The sequence below is a fragment of the Caulobacter sp. P4_E5 genome (genome assembly GCF_056401555.1).
Window position 1 is genome coordinate 39,533 of the sequence record NZ_JBFUJD010000009.1, and the last position, 17,706, is coordinate 57,238.

Annotated in this window: 14 protein-coding genes and 1 tRNA gene; 7 read left to right on the top strand and 8 right to left on the bottom strand. The window is 68.0% G+C overall.

Features of this window, described 5'->3' with window-relative positions; genetic code table 11:
• Positions 1-92 precede the first annotated feature (92 nt).
• From AC1DSO_RS04690 to AC1DSO_RS04700, 3 genes are all read left to right on the top strand, one after another.
• Positions 93-677, top strand: coding sequence for an RNA polymerase sigma factor (locus tag AC1DSO_RS04690; protein WP_477067745.1), 585 nt, complete (start codon positions 93-95; stop codon positions 675-677).
• Positions 677-1,669, top strand: a complete 993-nt coding sequence (locus tag AC1DSO_RS04695) for a FecR family protein (protein WP_477067746.1) — start codon at positions 677-679, stop codon at positions 1,667-1,669. The genes AC1DSO_RS04690 and AC1DSO_RS04695 overlap by 1 nt, the downstream gene beginning before the upstream one ends.
• A 71-nt stretch (positions 1,670-1,740) precedes the next feature.
• On the top strand, positions 1,741-4,908 hold the full coding sequence (locus AC1DSO_RS04700; RefSeq protein WP_477067747.1) for a TonB-dependent receptor: 3,168 nt from the start codon (positions 1,741-1,743) through the stop codon (positions 4,906-4,908).
• Between the two features lie 201 nt (positions 4,909-5,109).
• On the opposite strand, the gene AC1DSO_RS04705 is transcribed toward AC1DSO_RS04700, so the two are convergent.
• From AC1DSO_RS04705 to AC1DSO_RS04725, 5 genes are all read right to left on the bottom strand, one after another.
• Positions 5,110-5,199 (bottom strand) — tRNA-Ser (locus AC1DSO_RS04705).
• A gap of 116 nt (positions 5,200-5,315) precedes the next feature.
• Complete coding sequence (locus AC1DSO_RS04710; protein WP_477067748.1) at positions 5,316-5,735, bottom strand: PaaI family thioesterase; 420 nt, start codon at positions 5,733-5,735, stop codon at positions 5,316-5,318.
• 89 nt (positions 5,736-5,824) lie between these two features.
• Positions 5,825-6,667 (bottom strand): MBL fold metallo-hydrolase, encoded by an 843-nt coding sequence (locus AC1DSO_RS04715; protein ID WP_477067749.1) that lies wholly within the window; start codon positions 6,665-6,667, stop codon positions 5,825-5,827.
• A 90-nt stretch (positions 6,668-6,757) separates the two neighbouring features.
• A complete protein-coding gene (locus AC1DSO_RS04720) occupies positions 6,758-7,465 on the bottom strand; it encodes a hypothetical protein (RefSeq protein ID WP_477067750.1) in 708 nt (235 codons plus the stop codon).
• A gap of 99 nt (positions 7,466-7,564) precedes the next feature.
• Positions 7,565-8,617 (bottom strand): RluA family pseudouridine synthase, encoded by a 1,053-nt coding sequence (locus AC1DSO_RS04725; protein WP_477067794.1) that lies wholly within the window; start codon positions 8,615-8,617, stop codon positions 7,565-7,567.
• 105 nt (positions 8,618-8,722) lie between these two features.
• Here AC1DSO_RS04725 and AC1DSO_RS04730 point away from each other — a divergent pair, with 105 nt between their 5' ends.
• Positions 8,723-11,212, top strand: a complete 2,490-nt coding sequence (locus AC1DSO_RS04730; RefSeq protein WP_477067751.1) for a TonB-dependent receptor — start codon at positions 8,723-8,725, stop codon at positions 11,210-11,212.
• Between the two features lie 127 nt (positions 11,213-11,339).
• Positions 11,340-13,055, top strand: a complete 1,716-nt coding sequence (locus AC1DSO_RS04735; protein ID WP_477067752.1) for an alkaline phosphatase D family protein — start codon at positions 11,340-11,342, stop codon at positions 13,053-13,055.
• A 120-nt stretch (positions 13,056-13,175) separates the two neighbouring features.
• Here AC1DSO_RS04735 and AC1DSO_RS04740 read toward each other — a convergent pair whose 3' ends face one another.
• Together AC1DSO_RS04740 and hisI are read right to left on the bottom strand one after the other, a co-directional pair.
• Positions 13,176-13,802: a LysE family translocator gene (locus tag AC1DSO_RS04740; RefSeq protein ID WP_477067753.1), complete on the bottom strand. Its 627-nt coding sequence runs from the start codon at positions 13,800-13,802 to the stop codon at positions 13,176-13,178.
• Positions 13,789-14,208: a phosphoribosyl-AMP cyclohydrolase gene (hisI, locus tag AC1DSO_RS04745; RefSeq protein ID WP_477067754.1), complete on the bottom strand. Its 420-nt coding sequence runs from the start codon at positions 14,206-14,208 to the stop codon at positions 13,789-13,791. The genes AC1DSO_RS04740 and hisI overlap by 14 nt, the downstream gene beginning before the upstream one ends.
• 142 nt (positions 14,209-14,350) lie before the next feature.
• On the opposite strand from hisI, the gene AC1DSO_RS04750 reads away from it, so the two are divergent.
• The gene (locus tag AC1DSO_RS04750; RefSeq protein ID WP_477067755.1) at positions 14,351-15,235 is read left to right on the top strand and encodes a DUF817 domain-containing protein; all 885 of its coding nucleotides are present in this window, start codon (positions 14,351-14,353) and stop codon (positions 15,233-15,235) included.
• Positions 15,236-15,357: 122 nt separating this feature from the next.
• On the opposite strand, the gene folE is transcribed toward AC1DSO_RS04750, so the two are convergent.
• On the bottom strand, positions 15,358-15,993 hold the full coding sequence (folE, locus tag AC1DSO_RS04755) for a GTP cyclohydrolase I FolE (RefSeq protein WP_477067756.1): 636 nt from the start codon (positions 15,991-15,993) through the stop codon (positions 15,358-15,360).
• 197 nt (positions 15,994-16,190) lie between these two features.
• On the opposite strand from folE, the gene cysS reads away from it, so the two are divergent.
• Positions 16,191-17,582 (top strand): cysteine--tRNA ligase, encoded by a 1,392-nt coding sequence (cysS, locus tag AC1DSO_RS04760; protein ID WP_477067757.1) that lies wholly within the window; start codon positions 16,191-16,193, stop codon positions 17,580-17,582.
• The last annotated feature ends 124 nt before the right edge of the window (positions 17,583-17,706 follow it).

Consider the following 17,706-nt stretch of genomic DNA (forward strand, 5'->3'; position numbering starts at 1 on the left):
CCCGCCGGGACGTCGCATGGCCCTCAAGCCCTTGGAATAGGGCCGGGCTTCGGGAGGGACGAACATGGATGCTGGGCGCCTTGGAATGTCCCATGCGCGGAGCTGATCCGGAGATCGTCGCCTGGGTCAGCTCGCACGTGGTCCCGTTCGAAGCGGACCTGCGTCGGAAGCTGCGGTACATCTGCGGCGCCGCGGACGAAGTCGACGACCTGGTCCAGGACATCTACTATCGTTTCCTCAAGATGCGGTCCGTCGACCACATCGACGACCCGCGAAACTACGTCTTCCAGATGGCCCGTAATCTCGTCGTCGACCACCTGCGCCGCAAGCGAGTGGTCAATATCGAAGCGGCCCAGAGTCTGGACGAACTGGCCGTCTTCGACGGCGCTCCGTCCCCGGAGCGGGTGACGATGGCGCGCGCCGAGTTGAAATGGGTGCTGGGCGTCATCGCCAGGTTGCCGGAGCGCTGCCGCGACGTCTTCCAGATGCGCAAGGTCTATGGCTTGTCGCAGGCCGAAACCGCGCGGCAACTGGGTCTCAGCGAGAACGTGGTCGAGAAGGAGACCATGCGCGGCATGCACATCATTTCCGACACGGTCGCGCGGGTCAGCGTCTCGGGCGATCGCGAGGCTCAGCGCTCCGGTCGGTCCCGCATTCCGGCGCGGCTCGGTCGCTGATGTCGCCGATCGACAAGGAAGCCTCCGATTGGGTCGTGCGCCAGTCATCGGGTCCGCTGGACGAAGAGGCGCAGCGCGCTTTCGAGACCTGGTACGACACCGGGCCGCGACAGCAAGGGGCCTATCTACGAGCCCAGGCGATCTGGCGCAGCCTGGACAAGGCGACCGTCCAGGCCAATCTGCGACCCGAGTCGCCCCGCCGGACCGCGAGGGCGAGCGCCGCTCAGCGGCCGTCCCGCCGCGTCGTCCTCGGCGCCGGTGTCGCGGCCAGCGCGGCGGCGGGGTTGACCGTCATGGTGTTGGGGCCGCGCCTCGCGGGCGACAAAACCCTAACGACAACCTTGGGCGAGGTCCGCAAGGTCCCGCTCGAAGACAGGTCCATCGCCAGCCTGAACAGCGACAGCCGCCTCGAAGTAAGCATGACGCCCAAGCTGCGCCGCGTCGTCCTCGTCAGCGGCGAAGCCCTGTTCGAAGTCGCCAAGAACCCCGAGAGACCGTTCGTCGTCGAGGCCGGCGAGGTCTCCGTCAGGGCCGTCGGGACCGCATTCAGCGTCCGGCGGCGGACGACAGGGGCCGACGTCCTGGTGACCGAGGGCGTGGTCGAGGCCTGGAACGCCGGCGGGGCGGGCGGCGCCAGGCGCATCTCGGCCGGCCAGCAGGCGTTCGTGCCTTATCGCGCCGAGCCGATCTCGGTGCGCGCCGCGCCGCAAGAGGTCGAGCGCAGACTGGCCTGGCGCGAGGGCAACATCATCCTGAACAATCAGACGCTGGCCGAGGCCGCGTTGGAGTTCAACCGCTACAACAGGCTGAAGATCGTCATCGCCGATCCCGCGCTGGGCGCGCAGCGCCTGGTCGGCCAGTATCGCGCCGACCAGCCGGAGCAGTTCGTCGACGCCGTCCAGGCGCTGATGAATGTCCCCGTGAGCCGGACGGGCGAGCGCCTAACGGTGGGTGGGAAAAGGCCGGCCAATACGCCATCGGACCGAAGCTAGTCCGAAGGCCAAGAACAGGCTCGCGATCGCATACGGGATCGAAGAAGCCGAGAGGGAAGGGTGAGCGCTGGATGGCGTCGTCGACCAGTCGCGGTCGAGGAGGGGAACGGCTGTCGCTGACGGTCGCGACGTGCCTCCTGCTGGCCGCCGGTCACGTCCAGGCGCAGGCGCGGTTGAAGCGCTTCGATATCGCCGCCGGGCCGGCGGTGGAGACTTTGCAGGCCTTCTTCCGTCAGTCAGGCCTGCAGGTGCTGGCCAATGGCGCGGACCTCAAGGGCGTCACGACCCAGGCGCTGGTCGGCGCGCTCGACACCGAGGCGGCGCTGCGAACCTTGTTGGAGGGCACCGGTCTGGTGGCGCAGCTTCGCCCCAACGGCGCGGTCCTGATCGTCAAGCGCGCCGCGCCCAGGCCCGTCGACCCTGTTGCGACGGCCGAGGGGGCGACGGTCGTGACGTCGGTCGTCGTCACCGGTTTCCGCCAGAGCTATGCCGACGCCATCCGCATGAAGCGTTCAAATCCCGGAATCACAGACTCCATCTCGTCGGATGGTCTGGGGCGTTTTCCCGACCTCAATGTCGGCGAGGCGATCCAACGGATCACCGGCGTACAGATCAATCGAGAAGCCGAGTCCCGCAACGCCACGATCAACCTGCGCGGCCTGCCGGGGACGTTCGCGCGCACGACCATCAACGGCCAGGCCTTCGCCGAGCCGATGCTGGATTCCTCGACGCCGCTGGGGGCGTTCAACTCCGACATCTTCTCGGCCATCACCATCAACAAGTCGCCGTCGGCCTCGGACCAGTCGGGCGGGCTGAGCGGCAATATCGACCTCAAGATCCAGTCGGCCCTCAGCCGCCGCGACGGCGCGGCCTACAAGATCTCCTATGAACAGGACAGCCTGGGCGATCTGGCCACGCCCGCTATGACGCTGTCGGCCGCCCATCATTTCCGGCCCAACCTGGCCGCGTTCGGCGTCGTGGCCTTCAAGAAGGAGCGCTTCCGCCGGGATTCGATCAACTTCAACCAGTACACGCCGCTCAATGACCTGACTCCGGGCTTCAACGCCCTGTACGCGGACTATTTCGCGCCTTTGGCGGCGGATGGGGGCTGCGCGCGAGGCGAGGCCTGCAGCGCCTCGGGCACGGGGCGGCGGGCCCGCACYGGCGTGCTGTTTCCCTCCGACGTGCGCCAAGTGGTCAAGTTGAACGAAGGCAAACTCCTGACCGCGACGACCGGCGTCGAATACGCTCCCTCGACCCATCTCAAGTTCAGCCTCGAGGGGTTCTTCACGCGCCGCGCCCTGGCCAAGAACTTCACCGAGATGAACGAGGTCGACATGCGCCCGGCGACCACGCGCGTCGCGCCGACGGGCGCCGTGCAGCGGCTGTCGGATGGTCTGGCCTACGTCAGCGCCRTGGACTTCTCGAACGTCCAGATCAACACCTCCCTCCGCTCGGAGCCGATCGTCCAGAAGTCCTGGAGCCTGAACGGCCGAACGCAGTGGACGGCGGGGCCCTGGAGCGCGACCGGAGCGCTGATCAGCTCGCGCGGGGTCTATGACTACACCCAGACCCAGATCGACTGGCGCAACGTCTCGAAGGCTAGCGGCAATGGCGTTTCTGGATCCTTCGTCTCCGGCGGCGGCGATATCCGGCGATACATCCTGACCCTGGCGCCGCGAGCCGCGCCGCCGGTGACGCCCGGACCGTGGACCTGGTTGTCGACGGCCAATCCAGCGTTCCAGCAGAACAGCGTCGGGGATCAGCTCGTGGTCGCCGGATCCTCCGGCTATACGCGGAATGCGATCGACGCGGCCCAGCTCGACATCGATCGATCTGTTTCCGCGGGCCCGCTTTCGTCCGTCTCGGGCGGCATGAGGCTGGAGCGCACGCGTTTTGCTTCGCGCGGCTACCGGACTAGCGCCAAGGGCGTGCGGACCCAGAACATCGACGCCAGCTTTCTCAAGAACAGCGCCTATGCGGCCGACTTCTTCGGCGGCGCGGCGCCGGGCTATCTGAACCCCTTCACCAGCATCGACTACGACTACGCCGTCGCGCGCCTGCAGCCGGTCAGCCCGCAGTCTGGCGACCTGCTGACGACGACCGGCTGGATCAACGACCCAGCGAGCGACTCGTACTCGGCGAACAATTTCCGGGTTTCCGGCCTGACAAGCGCCGCCTATGTCCAAGGACGGTTCGATCGACACATGCTGGGTCTGCCGATCCGGGGCAATGTGGGCTTGCGCTACGAGCACACCCAGCAGGACATCGTCACGCTCAATCGCAACACCGACCTGTCTGGCGACGTCCGCTATGAGCCGGCGCGGTTCGAGAGCGACTACGGCCAGTGGTCGCCGTCGCTGCTGGTCGCCGCCGATCTGAGCGACACGCTGATCCTGCGGCTGGCGTCCTACAAGACCTTCGTGCGCCCCCAACCGCGCAACCTCAGCCCGGCCAGCGCGGTGATCGCCACGGACCAAGGGTTCGCCATCACCTATGGCGGCTATGACCTGACGCCCTTCACAGCCTGGTCTCACGACGTTTCGCTGGAGTGGTACAACCGCTCGGGCGGGATGGTGTCCCTGGACGCCTATCGCAAGGACATCCGCAACCTGGCGACGGTCGAGAACCGCCTTGAAAAGCTGTGCCCCGCCGACGCCACGGCCTTCGGCCTGGGCCACCTGACGATCCATGGCGATCAGTGTCTCAGCGACATCCTGGTGGGCGGAAAGCCGGCGGTGATCACCGCCACCGGCAACTTCAACCAGGAGCGGCCGTTGCGGGTGACGGGCCTGGAATTCAGCCTGCAACAGAACCTGGATTTCCTGTCCGGCTTCTGGCGGAACTTTGGGGGCGTCATCAACTATTCGCTGACCCGGCTTGAGGGCCGAAATCCCGACGGATCGCCCGCCATCCTGCCCGGCGTTTCAGCGCGCAGCTACAACGTCATCGGCTACTATGAGACCAAGCGCCTGGGCGTGCGCGTCGTCTACAACTATCGGGACGAGTACATTCTGTCGGGATTGAATTCGTTCACGGGCGGGACAAGCAGGGTCAAGGCGCGCGGCCAGATCGACTCGTCGATCGCCTTCGCCGTGAACGAGCGGCTGAATCTGACCGTCGACGTCTACAACCTGACCAACGCCCGGCGCATCCAATACCAGAACATCGAGCAGGTTCCGCGCGCCAACGACTACGATGGTCGCGCCGTGACGGTTTCRATCCGAGGCGTCTTTTAGATCGCGCACCGGCTGAGCGTTAAGGTCGGTTCCAGATTGGTCCACAGCCTGTGGCGGCAAGCGAGGCTCTGCTGGATTTCGGAGCACGTGCTTTTGAAGCCGGGTTTTGCCACGGGCGGGACAACCCGCGCCCGCTAGCCCATCGGTGGCGCGGGATTTACCGGATGCCCTGGGACGTCTTGGCGCTGATTGGGGGGTGGCTGGCGGAGAGGGTGGGATTCGAACCCACGGTGCCCTTCCAGGCACGCCGCATTTCGAGTGCGGTACATTCGACCACTCTGCCACCTCTCCAGGCCGCCGTTCGGGGAGGCTTTTGCAAGCCGCCCGAGGTCGAGGGCGCGATACCTAGCGGCGTCGCCGTCGGGAAGCAAGCCCCCCGGAGACGCTTTCTCCAAGCTTTTTGGCCTTCAGCCTTTTGGCCGCAGAATCATCTGGGTGCAGCGGAAAAGCGCGATGGTCTTGCCGGTCGTCTCGTGGGTCACGACGGCGTCCCAGACCTGGGTGTTGCGGCCGCCGTGGACCAGATTGGCCTCGACCGCCACGCCGCCCTCGCGGGCCGTGCCCAGGAAGTTCGACTTCAGCTCGATGGTGGTGAAGCTGGTTGCCCCTTCCGGCAACGAGACCATGCAGCCGTAACCGCTGGCCGAGTCGGCCAAGGCGATGACGCTGGCGGCGTGCAGGAAACCGTTGGGGGCCATGTGGCGCTTGTCGACCTCGAAGCGGCCTTTCACATAGCCCGGGCGCGCTTCGATCCATTGCAGGCCCAGGAGGTCCGGAAGAAAGCCGACCTGGCCCGCCGTCAGGGCGGCGCTGAAATCCTCGGCCATGGCCGTCGTCTCCATATGCTTCGCGTGCGAACCATATGCGCGGCGCCAGCGCGGCAAGCAAGTGGGTTTCCAAAAAGAACGGTAAGAGCCTAGAGCGTGGAGAGGTCGACGGCCGGGAAACGCGGACCAGTCTCGGCTTCTGGCGGCAAGCGGCCGGCGCGGACGGCCACGCGCAGGGCGGCCGGGGCCAGCACCGGGTCGGGCAGGAAGGCGTCGGCGGCGGTGCGCAGGGCGATGAAGTCCAGCCGGTCGATCTTGTCGTTCAGCTGGATGTTGGCGGCCTTCTCCTCGGCCACGGTCGACTCGCGCGGCTCGGCCGCGCTGAGGCCGGGCAGGACGCGGGTCTTGGGCGGCAGCTGAAGGAACTTGCGGGCGTCGTCCCAGGCCTTGCCGGGGTCAGCGCCGGGGACGTCGCAACGGCCCGCGCCCTCGTCCGGCGCCAGCAGCAGGTCGCCGGTGAAGACGACGTCGCCCATCCGGTAGGCGACCGCCCCGGGCAGGCGGCCGGTCAGGGCGATGGCGGTGATCTCCAGCCCGCCCATCGGCAGGGCCTCGCCGTCCTTGGCCAGTTTGTCGAAGTCCCAGCCGTCCAGGTCGACGCCGCTTTCGCCCAGTTTGGGAGCCAGGCGCTTGAGGCTCTGGACCACGCCGGCGCCGATGCAGATCGAGGCCCCGGTCTCGTACTTCAGGTGGCCGGCGGCCGAGAGATGGCCGGTGTGCAGGCCGGTTTCGAGGATCCAGGTCGGACCCAAATCCTTGGCGCGGATGTCGGCGATGATCTTGTCGACGAAGCTGGTGTCGACGGCCTCGGTGGCCAGGTCGAAGTCCAGCACCGGGTCGACGATGGCGCAGAGGAAGGTAGCCGGATCGACGATCAGGTAGGTCACCGTCCCGGTCGAGGGATGGCGATAAGCAGTGATTTCCGGCTGCATTAATAAGCCTCAGACGCCCGAGGCGCGCACCATGGCGCGCAAGCCGTTAAACATCAGCGAACGGCGGCGCCGGAAAACAGATTCTCGCGATCAGCGAGCCGGGCTGGCGGCCGCGCACGGATGGGCGCCGTCGCGCATGCCTTCGACCCACAGCGGTTCGACATAGCGGCCGTCGGCGCGGAAGCCGGGCGCGCAGCCGTCGGGCGTGGTGTCGCCGCGGCCGGGGCCGCCGGACATCACCGACAGCGCGACGGACTGGCGCTCGCCGCCGCGCGCGCGCAGGCCTCGGCCGTAGCCATAGCCGCCATAGCCGCCGTAACCGTCATAATAGCCGCCCGGGCCATAGCCATATGGGTCGGCGATATAGCCGCCGTTCTTGCCGAACTTGGTCTGGGAGACGGCGATGCCGACCGTGGTGGTTTCTCCCACCGGGAACAGGGCGCTGGCATAGGTGCTGCGATAGCCGCCGGTGCCGACCGAGACGCCCATCGAGCCGTGGACCTTGCGCTTGCCGTTCTCGTCCCGATCGGCCGGGACCAGGCCGCGCGGGCCGTCGTCGTACTGAGGGGTCGGGTTGGCGGCAAGGAAGGCGGCGACCTGTTCCTGCGTGGTCAGCGGCCGCACGGCGGTCGCGGCGACCGGCGCGGGGGTCTGGGCCGCGGCGGCGGCCAGGGCGGCGGCGGTCGGCTTGGCTTGCGCGGTGGCGATGACTTCGTCGTCGGGCGCGGCGGTCGCCAAGGCGGGATCGGCCAGGATGGCTGCGGCGCCGAGGGCGATAATCGCGAGATAGGGCCGCATGGTACGCTCCACGATGACAGGACCGACACCCTAGAGCGCCAAGCCAGCGCAATTAGGGCGCTTTTGTTGCCGGGGCGCAAGCTTCGCCTATTTCCGGCGTCAGAGGGTTTTCAGCCCGTCCTCCAGCGCCGCCATGTCCGGCGGCAGGGGCGTCTCGAACCGCAGGGCCTGGCCGGTGATCGGATGGACGAAGCCCAGCACCGCCGCGTGCAAGGCTTGGCGTTTCAGGCCCGCCGCCGCGATCTGCTCGCGCACCGCGGTCGCCGGCGGGCTGGCGCCATAGACGCCGTCGCCCAGGCAGGGCGAACCCTTGCTGGCCATGTGGACGCGGATCTGGTGCGTGCGGCCCGTCTCCAGCCGGCAGGCGACGCGGGCGGCCAGCGGCTTGTCGCCCGACCGCTTGCCTTGAGGTCCGAACACTGCCTCGACCGTGTAGTGGGTGATCGCCTCGCGACCGCCGGACTTCAGCACCGCCATCTTCTTGCGGTCGGTCAGCGAGCGGCCCAGGCGGGTCTCGATCGTGCCGGCGACCGGCGATGGCGCGCCGCGGGTCAGGGCGATGTAGAGGCGGTCGATGTCGTGGGTCGAGAACAGCGCCGACAGGCCCTTGTGCGCCGCGTCGGTCTTGGCCGCGACCATGACGCCCGAGGTGTCCTTGTCCAGGCGGTGGACGATACCCGGCCGCGCTACGCCGCCGACACCCGACAGACTGTCGCCGCAGTGGTGCAGCAGGGCGTTGACCAGGGTGCCGGTCAGGCTGCCGGGCGCGGGGTGGGCGGCCATGCCGGCCGGCTTGTCGACCACGATCAGGTGCGCGTCTTCGTAGAGCACGGTCAGCGGGATCGCTTCGGGTTCGGGCTCGGCCGGGGTCGGCGGCGGCACCAGCAGGGTGTAGGTCCCGGTCTTGGCCTTGCGCGACGCGTCGGTGATCGGCTGGCCGTCCAGGGAGAGGCGGCCCTCGCCGATCAGGGCCTGCAGGCGGGCGCGCGACAGGTCGGGAAACAGCGGGGCCAGGACCTTGTCGAGCCGTTGACCGGCCAAGGCCTCGGGCAGGTCGGCGGTCAGCAGGTGACCGCCGCCGCCGTCGGCGCCCGGTTCGAGAGCGCTCTCGTCCAGGACCTCGTCATCCAGCCTGTCGTCCGCCTGGTCCAGCCTGTTTTCCACCGGGGGTTTCATCGCTCCTTCACAGGTCCGTCGCGTCTTCGACACGCGCCGTGCCTACGGCCGAGTTGAGTATCGTTTCGAGGGGGATAGTCGATGCGCGCCTTTCGCACCACCACACTGTTGACCGCCAGCCTGCTGGCCTTGGCCGCCGCCGTCCCGGCTTTCGCCGCCGAAGACGCGCCGGCGCCGGCCAACAACGAGCAGGCCACCAACCTGGGCGAGCTGGTCATCACCGCCCAGAAGCGCGCCCAGGACCCGGTCGAGGTGCCGATCGCGGTGACCGCCTATTCCGGCAAGTTCCTGGAGGCCATCGGGGTCAAGGCGTTCGACGAGCTGTCGGCCTTCACCCCCGGCTTCCTGGTCCAGAACCAGTCGAACAACAATTCCGGCTTCGTGATGCGCGGCATCACCTCGGACTCGGGCTCGGCCACCGACGAGACGCGGGTGTCGATCTATCAGGACGGCGTGCCGATCTCGCGTTCGCGCGGCTCCTACGTCGAGCTGTTCGACATGGAGCGGGTCGAGATCGCCAAGGGCCCGCAATCGACCCTGTTCGGCCGCGGCGCCCTGATCGGCGCGGTGAACCTGGTGCAGAACAAGGCCAATCCGGCCAACTTCGACTGGGCGCTGAAGGCCGAGGGCGGCACGGGCGGCTATCTGGTCGGCGAGACCATGGTCAATTTCGCGTTCGAGAACGGCTCGGCCTTCCGCATCGCGGCCCGCACCCGCCAGGTCGACGGCTATGTGAAGGACGCGGCCGGCGGCGACGCCTACAACTCGACCGACACCAAGGCCGTGCGCCTGGCCTACCACCTGGAGCCGGGGAACCTGACACTGGACCTGATCGGCAACTACCAGGTCGACGACACCAGTGGCACCTCGTTCAAGAGCCACACCTTCAATCCGACCAACCCGATCACCGGCGAGATCCTGGGCGATACCGGCGTCGGCTCGGCCGCGACCCTGTCGCCGGGCGCCGGCTTCGAGGGCGGCAAGCCGCTGGGCCTGGACCGCAAGGTCTACGGCCTCACCGCTCTGGCCGAGTACAAGATCAATGACAGCCTCAGCCTGTCGTCGATCACCGCCACCCGCGCCTTCCACTCGAACGAGGTGTTCGATCCCGACGGCTCGTCCCTGCCGATCCTGACCTTCGCCGAGGACGCGCAAGGTCGCCAGCAGAGCCAGGAACTGCGCCTGAACTACGACGCCGGCGGCCGCTTCAGCGGCTTCGTCGGCGCCAACTACTTCCACGAGACGGGCTCGTGGCGGATCCCGGGCCAGATGGACGAACGCCTGGTCCTGGCCCTGCTGGCCGGCAATACGCCGCTAGGGATCAGCCGCCCGAACCCGCAGCCGCTGGCCGTGCTGACCAACCCGGCCTACCTGGCCCAGGTGCTGCAGCTGGGCTTCGGCATTCCCGCCGCCCTCGCGCCCGGCCTGGTCTCGAACCTGAAGCCGGTGCACCGCGAGGAATTCGCCAACTACGGCGAGAACACCGCCTACGACGTCTATGCCGACGGCACGTTCAAGCTGACCGACAAGTTCGAGATCACCGCCGGCGTCCGCTACACCAGCGAGGACCGCGAGGCGGCCTACCGTTCGGGCGTGCAGAACGGCCGCTCGGTGCTGGGTATCCTGCTGGCCGCCCCGACCCCGACCAACCTGTTCCTGGCCGCCCAGCCCAACGCGGTGAACAATCCGCTGCTCCCGACCGTGGGCCTGATCGCCCAGCCGACCGCCAACAACGGCGACACCTTCTCCCGGTCGATCGACGACAGTGGCGTCACCTGGCGACTGGTCGGCCGCTACGCCCCGTCGGAGACCGTCAGCCTCTACGCGTCGTTCGCGCGCGGTCGTCGCCCGGACGTGATCTCGACCAGCGCCCCGGCGACGCCGCTGGGCCAGCCGCGCTTCAACGTCGTCGATTCCGAGGTGGTCGACTCCTACGAGGCCGGCGCCAAGGGCAAGCTGATGGGCGGTCGCCTCTACCTGTCGGGTTCGGTGTTCCGCTACGACTACGACAACTTCGCCACCAGCTTCCGCCAGGGCGCGCAGGTGGTGACCCTGAATGCCGGCAAGGCCAAGGCCTATGGCTTCGAGGGCGAGGCCCGCGTCCAGGCCGGCGACTTCTGGACCCTGTTCGGGACCTACGCCTACAACCACGCCCGGTTGGAGACCGGCCTGCGCGAGGGCAACCATTTCCGTCTGTCGCCGGACCAGACCTTCTCGGTCGGCGCCGCGTTCAGCCGCGAGGCGCTGGGCGGCAAGCTGACCTTCACCCCGACCTACACCTGGCGCTCGAAGATGTTCTTCGACGACGACAACGATCGCACCGACCTGCAGTCGGCGGGCCTGTTCCCCGACAGAGCGGTCGACGAGTTCCAGAACGCCTACGGCCTGCTGAACGTCCGCCTGGGCTTTGGCGCTGTCGACGACCGCTGGAAGGTCGAGGCCTTCGTCGAGAACCTCGGCGACGAGCGTTACCTGAAGGACGCCGGAAACACCGGCGACAGCTTCGGCATCCCGACCTTCATCGCCGGCAAGCCCCGCTTCATGGGCGTGGGCGTGACGTTCCGTCGTTAAAAACTGTCATCCCGGCCAAGCGCGCAGCGCGCCGAGCCGGGACCGCCGCAAGCTTCGAGCTTGCCGCGGTCCCGGCTCTCCGCTTCGCTACGGCCGGGATGACAGGCCATTGTCGAGGAGAGCTGGGATGAACATCGACCGCCGCAAGGTTCTGGGCCTGCTAGGCCTGTCGGGCGCCGCCGCCAGCGAAGCCGCCGCCGCCCCGATCAACTGGTACAAGGGTCCGGTCGCCTTCGAGCACGGGGTGGCCAGCGGCGACCCCGAGGCTCATTCGGTGATCTTCTGGACCCGGGTGACGCCCAAGCAGGCCACGACCGGCGACATCGACCTGGATCTCGAGGTCGCGGCCGATCCGGACTTCAAGACGCTGATCAACACCAGCATGGGCCTGCGCGCCCGCGCCAGCCGCGACTGGACGGTCAAGCACGACATGGACGGCAACGGGCTGAAGCCGGGGACCGAGTACTGGTACCGCTTCAAGGCCCGCAACCAGGAGGGCGGCGTCGTGACCTCGCCGGTCGGACGCACGCGGACCCTGCCGGCCGGCGCGACCAAGGATGTCGTCCTGGCCGTGGTCTCCTGCAGCCTCTACCCGAACGGCTATTTCAACGCCTACGACGCTATCGCCAAGCTGCCGCGCGTCGACGCGGTCGTGCACCTGGGCGACTACATCTACGAGTACGGCGGCGCGCCCGGCGACTACGGCATGAACTCGCCGGTGGCCAAGTCGCGGATGCCCGATCCGCCCCACGAGATCCTGACGCTGGCCGACTATCGCCGCCGTCATGCCCAGTGCAAGGCCGACCCCGCCACCCAGGCCGCCCACGCCCGCGCGCCGTGGATCGTGGTCTGGGACGACCACGAGACCGCCGACAACAGCTGGATCGGCGGGGCCGAGAACCACGATCCCAAGACGGAAGGCGACTGGGCGACGCGCAAGGCCGCCGCCCTGAAGGCCTATTACGAGTGGATGCCGATCGCCGACACCGGGCCGGGCAGCCTGCCCGAGGCTGCCTGGCGCGGCTTCCAGTTCGGCGACGTCGCCAGCCTGCTGATGGTCGAGACCCGGCTGTCGGCTCGCACGCACGAGCTGGACTACGACGTCGACATGCCGATGGTCGACGGCAAGCCCGACGTCGCCGCCTTCACCACCAAGTGGAAGGACAGCGCGCACCGGATGATGGGCGAGGGCCAGGAGCAGTGGCTGGCCTCGCAAGTCGGCGCCTCGGTCAAGGCCAATACCGCCTGGCAGGTGCTGGGCAACCAGGTGGTCATGGCCCGCGTCGCCCCGCCGGACCTGAAGGCGACCATGGGCGAGGAGAAGTTCGCCGCCCTGCTGGCCAAGCTGCCCGAATATGTCCGCAAGCGCGTCGCCCAGACGGTGTCGATGTCGGCCTATGACATCCCCTCGAACCTGGACGCCTGGGACGGCTATCCGGCCGATCGCCAGCGGGTCTACGACATTCTCACGGCGGCCAAGGCCCGCCCGATCGTGCTGGCCGGCGACAGCCACATGTTCTGGGCCAACGAGCTGTGGGACGACGCGGGCAAGACCCGCGTGGCGGCCGAGTTCGGCGCGACCTCGGTCACCTCGCCGGGCTATGGCGACGTCCTGCCCGACGTACCGCTGGGCGAGGCCTTCGTGCAGCGGAACAAGGAAGTGAAATACGTCCACCCCAGCGCCAAGGGCTTCCTGCTGCTGACCCTCGAGCACGGCAAGGCGACGGGCGAGCTGATGGCGGTGTCGACGATTTTCGAGCCGAAATACGAGACCAGCGTGTTGAAGCGCTTTGCGGTGACGCCGGCCAGCGGCGGCGGGGTCGAGGCGCTAAAGGAGATTTGAACGGCCGGTGCCGCGCCCCCCCACCTGACCGCTTCGCGGTCGTCCGCCCCCGAAGGCGGGCGGAAGGCGATCCTTCTTCCCCCTCCGGGGGAGGAGCGCGAAGCGCGGAGGGGGCAAGTCTTACCGCCGCTCCAGCGCCAACTTCAATCCGAACGCCACGAACACCCCGCCGGTGATCCGGTCCAGCCAGCGCACCACCACGGCCTCGCGCAGCAGGCCGGCGATCGGCACGGTCGCGGCGATCAGGGCGGCGAACCAGAGCAGGCCCTCGACCACGTGGATCGATGTCAGCAGCAGGCCGAACCGCGCCGGATCGACGCCGGCCGGCATGAACTGGGGCAGGAACGACACGTAGAAGATCCCGACCTTGGGATTGAGCAGGTTGGTCAGCAGGCCCCGCCGCATCGCCGCGATCGGGCCGGCGTCGACGGCGTTCATCTCGCCCGGCTCGAACTGGTCGCGCGGCTTGAGGATCATCCGGATACCGGTCCAGGCGAGATAGGCCGCGCCCGCCCATTTCAGCACCGTGTAGGCCAGCTCGGACGCGGTCAGCAGCGCGCCGACGCCGAACGCGGCCGCCGCGCCCCAGACCAGGCAGCCCAGGCCGATGCCGATCGCCGCCCCGGCGGCTCGGCGCGGACCCTCGGCGGCGGCGGTGCGGATGACGAGGGCGGTGTCGAGACCCGGCGTCAGGGTCAGCAGGCCGGCGGCCAGGGTGAAGGCGACCAGGGCCTCAGGCGTGGTCATGATCCAGCGCGTCCCGCTCCACGAGCTGTCCGTCCTCCAGCACCCTGTAGAAGCACGAGCGAAAGCCGACGTGGCACGCGCCGCCGTCGCCGCGTGGCCGCACCTTCAGCAGCACCGCGTCCTGGTCGCAGTCGACCCGCAGCTCGACGACGTCCTGCAATTGGCCGCTGGTCTCGCCCTTCTTCCAGAGTTCGTTGCGCGAGCGGCTGAAGTAGTGGGCGATGCTGGTCTCGACCGTCAGCTTCAGGGCCTCGTCGTTCATCCAGGCCAGCATCAGGATCTCGCCGGTGTCGGCGTGCTGGGCCACCGCCACGACCAGGCCGTCGGCGTTGAAGCGCGGCGCGAGGGCGGATCCGCGCTCCAGGTCGAGCTTGCTGTGGGCTTCGGGGAACAGGGACGTGCTCATGAGGCCACATATGGCGCAGCGAAACAGCCTGCGCTAGCTTCCCCGACCACAGAGCCTGCCTGAGCAGGCTCTGTTCTTTGCATAGAGCGCGTCTGGCGGCGAAACCGCGTACACTTTCGCCTGACGCGCTCTAGGGGACGCGATGAATCTGAAAGACCGCATCAAGGCCGCCGTCGCGGCGCTGGACGACCGGGCTCGCCCCTGGGCGCGGCGCTCGCGCTGGAACGGCTACGCCTACGAGTTCCTGCTGTTCGGGCTGAAGCAGGCCTGGGCGTGCCTGTTCGGCGGGCTGATGCTGGCCCTGCTGGTCGGCACCAAGCTCTTGTGGCCCGAGCATGCGGCCATGGCCCGCTACGATTTCCTGGTTCTCGCCTCTGTCGCCATCCAGGCCGCCCTGTTGGCCCTGAAGCTGGAGCGCTGGGACGAGGCGCTGGTGATCTTCATCTTCCACGTCGTCGGCACGGTCATGGAGCTGTTCAAGACCGCCCACGGCTCGTGGATCTACCCCGAGCCCAGCTTGCTACGGATCGGCCAGGTGCCGCTGTTCACCGGCTTCATGTACGCCTGCGTCGGCAGCTACATCGCCCGGGCCTGGCGGCTGTTCGACATCACCTTCCAGCGCTATCCGCCGTTTTGGAGCACCCACATCCTGGCGGTGCTGATCTACGCCAACTTCTTCACCCACCACTATGTGACCGACATCCGCGTGGGCCTGTTCGCCCTGTCGGCCATCCTGTTCGGACGTAGCTGGTTTGTGTTCACGCCGGACCAGACGGCGCGGCGGATGCCGATGCTGATGGGCTTCGTGCTGGTGTCACTGTTCATCTGGTTCGCCGAGAACCTGGGCACCTTCGCCGGCGCCTGGATCTATCCCAGCCAGCGCGACGGCTGGACGATGGTGCCGATCGAGAAGATGGGCGCCTGGTACCTGCTGATGCTGATCAGCTTCGTGCTGGTGACGCTGACGCACCGGCCAGTGGATGCCTGCGTGGCGAAGCTCCGCGAAGGGATCCGGGCGGCGGCTTAGGTCAGGTCACTTGCCCCCTCCGCGCTTCGCGCTCCTCCCCCGAAGGGGGAAGAAGGATCGCGGCGGCTTCTTCCCCCTCCGGGGGAGGAGGGCCGCAGGCCCGGAGGGGGCAAGTATCCGAATTACTTCCGCACCAGATCCATGAACCGCTGCTGCAGGACCTTGTCGGTCTTGAACACGCCGCGGAACTGGGTGGTGATGGTCGAGACGTCGTGGTGGCGGACGCCGCGGGTGCTCATGCACTGGTGCTCGGCGTCGATCAGCACGGCCACGCCGGCCGCCGAGAGGTGGTCCTCGATGGCGTCGGCGATCTGCATGGTCATGGTCTCCTGGGTCTGGAGACGCTTGGCGAAGATCTCGACCAGGCGGGCCAGCTTGGACAGGCCGACGACCTTGCCGGTCGGCATGTACGCCACCCAGGCCTTGCCCAGGAACGGCGCCATGTGGTGTTCGCAATGGCTCTGCACGTCGATGCCGCGCAGCATGACCATGTCGTCATAGCCCTGCACGTCCTCGAAGGTGCGCGACAGCTCCTTGGCCGGATCGCCGTGATAGCCGGCGAACCACTCGCCATAGGCCTCGACGACGCGCTCGGGCGTGTCCAGCAGGCCTTCGCGGTCGGGATTGTCGCCGGCCCAGGCCAGCAGGGTCCGCACCGCGGCCATGGCCTCGTCTTTGGTGGGGCGCTGGGCGGGTTCAAGATCAAGACCGGCATCGTCCGTACCGATCAGGGTTCGCTCGCGGGTCAGTGCGTCCATGTTGTGAGGAGGTTCTTCCCGGGCTGAGTTGCGCCGGGGCGCCTGTCGCCCCGGAATGACGCGTGCCACCCGTCGCGCATCTCGCCGTCTGCAGGCCTAGCGACCAAACAGACATGGTGGTGAGCGCGCGTCCTAGCTATATGGGGCCGGCCCCCTCTGGGGGCAACACCTCCGTTACGTCAGGTTGCCGCGACCCAATGACCCTGAAGATCCACGACACCATGACGCGCGAGAAGCGCGACTTCGTTCCGGCCGATCCCAAGCGGGTGACGATGTATGTCTGCGGTCCGACGGTCTACAACCACGCCCACATCGGCAATTTCCGGCCCGTCGTGGTGTTCGACGTGCTGTATCGCGTGCTGCGCCACCTCTATGGCGAGGACGCGGTGGTCTATGCGCGCAACGTCACGGACGTTGACGACAAGATCAACAAGAAGGCCGCCGACGAAGGCGTGGCGATCAAGGTCATCACCGACCGCTACCTCGCCGCCTATCACGAGGATGGCGACGCGCTGGGCGCTCTGCGCCCCGACCTCGAGCCCAAGGCCACCGACCATATCGACGCCATCGTCGAGATGATCGGCAAGCTGGTCGACAACGGCAAGGCCTACGCCGCCGAGGGCCACGTGCTGTTCGACACCCAGAGCTTCCCGGACTACGGCCAGCTGTCGGGCCGCGACCTGGACGAGATGATCGCCGGGGCCCGCGTCGAGGTCGCGCCGTACAAGCGCCATCCGGCCGACTTCGTGCTGTGGAAGCCGTCCAAGGAAAACGAGCCCGAGTGGGAAAGCCCCTGGGGCGCGGGCCGTCCSGGCTGGCACATCGAGTGCTCGGCCATGATCGACAAGGCGCTGGGCAAGACCATCGACATCCACGCCGGCGGCATCGACCTGACCTTCCCGCACCACGAGAACGAAGTGGCCCAGAGCCGCTGCGCCCACGAGCTGCCGGTGCTGGCCAACTACTGGATGCACAACGGCTTCCTCGACATGAGCGGGGAGAAGATGTCCAAGAGCCTGGGCAATGTGATCATCCCGCACGAACTGCTGAAGACAGTTCCGGGCGAGGTGATCCGCTGGGCGCTGCTGTCGGCCCACTACCGCCAGCCGCTGGACTGGACGCCGGACCTGATCGAGCAGTCGCGCAAGTCGCTGGACCGCCTGTACGGCGCCCTGCGTCGCGCCAAGGACGTGCCGATGGACCAGGCCATGGAAGCCCCGGATGAGACGATCTCGGCCCTGATGGATGACCTCAACACGCCGCTGGCGGTTTCGAGCCTCTTCGAGGTTTCGAGCCTGATCGAGAAGGCCGTGACGGCCGGCGACACCGTCGCCATCGCCGCCAACAAGGCCCGCCTGCTGGAGGCCGGCGCCTTGCTGGGCTTCCTGCAGGCTGACCCTGACGCCTGGTTCGAGGGTGACGCCTCCGACGAGCTGAAGGCCCAGGTCGAGGACCTGCTGGCCAAGCGCCTGGCCGCCCGCGCCGCCAAGGACTGGGCCGCCGCCGACGCCATCCGCGCCGAACTGGACGCCCTGGGCGTCGTCGTCATGGACGGTCCGGCCGGCGCGACCTGGCGGATGAAGGACTAAAGGTAGGATCTCGCCACCTCCGCATTAGCGATCCACACTCCGTGTCATCCCGGAAGCCTCGCAGAGGCTGTCCGGGACCCAGGGGCCGGCGCGCTGCGGTCGCCCCTGGGTCCGGCTCTCCGCT

Bases quoted from the DNA above. Each gene is read 5' to 3' on its own strand.
- AC1DSO_RS04695 (WP_477067746.1), top strand. From the start codon at position 677: ATGTCGCCGATCGACAAGGAAGCCTCCGATTGGGTCGTGCGCCAGTCA.
- AC1DSO_RS04740 (WP_477067753.1), bottom strand. From the start codon at position 13,802: ATGACCACGCCTGAGGCCCTGGTCGCCTTCACCCTGGCCGCCGGCCTG.
- folE (WP_477067756.1), bottom strand. From the start codon at position 15,993: ATGGACGCACTGACCCGCGAGCGAACCCTGATCGGTACGGACGATGCC.
- AC1DSO_RS04730 (WP_477067751.1), top strand. From the start codon at position 8,723: ATGCGCGCCTTTCGCACCACCACACTGTTGACCGCCAGCCTGCTGGCC.
- hisI (WP_477067754.1), bottom strand. From the start codon at position 14,208: ATGAGCACGTCCCTGTTCCCCGAAGCCCACAGCAAGCTCGACCTGGAG.
- AC1DSO_RS04720 (WP_477067750.1), bottom strand. From the start codon at position 7,465: ATGCGGCCCTATCTCGCGATTATCGCCCTCGGCGCCGCAGCCATCCTG.
- AC1DSO_RS04750 (WP_477067755.1), top strand. From the start codon at position 14,351: ATGAATCTGAAAGACCGCATCAAGGCCGCCGTCGCGGCGCTGGACGAC.
- AC1DSO_RS04690 (WP_477067745.1), top strand. From the start codon at position 93: ATGCGCGGAGCTGATCCGGAGATCGTCGCCTGGGTCAGCTCGCACGTG.
- AC1DSO_RS04715 (WP_477067749.1), bottom strand. From the start codon at position 6,667: ATGCAGCCGGAAATCACTGCTTATCGCCATCCCTCGACCGGGACGGTG.
- AC1DSO_RS04735 (WP_477067752.1), top strand. From the start codon at position 11,340: ATGAACATCGACCGCCGCAAGGTTCTGGGCCTGCTAGGCCTGTCGGGC.
- AC1DSO_RS04710 (WP_477067748.1), bottom strand. From the start codon at position 5,735: ATGGCCGAGGATTTCAGCGCCGCCCTGACGGCGGGCCAGGTCGGCTTT.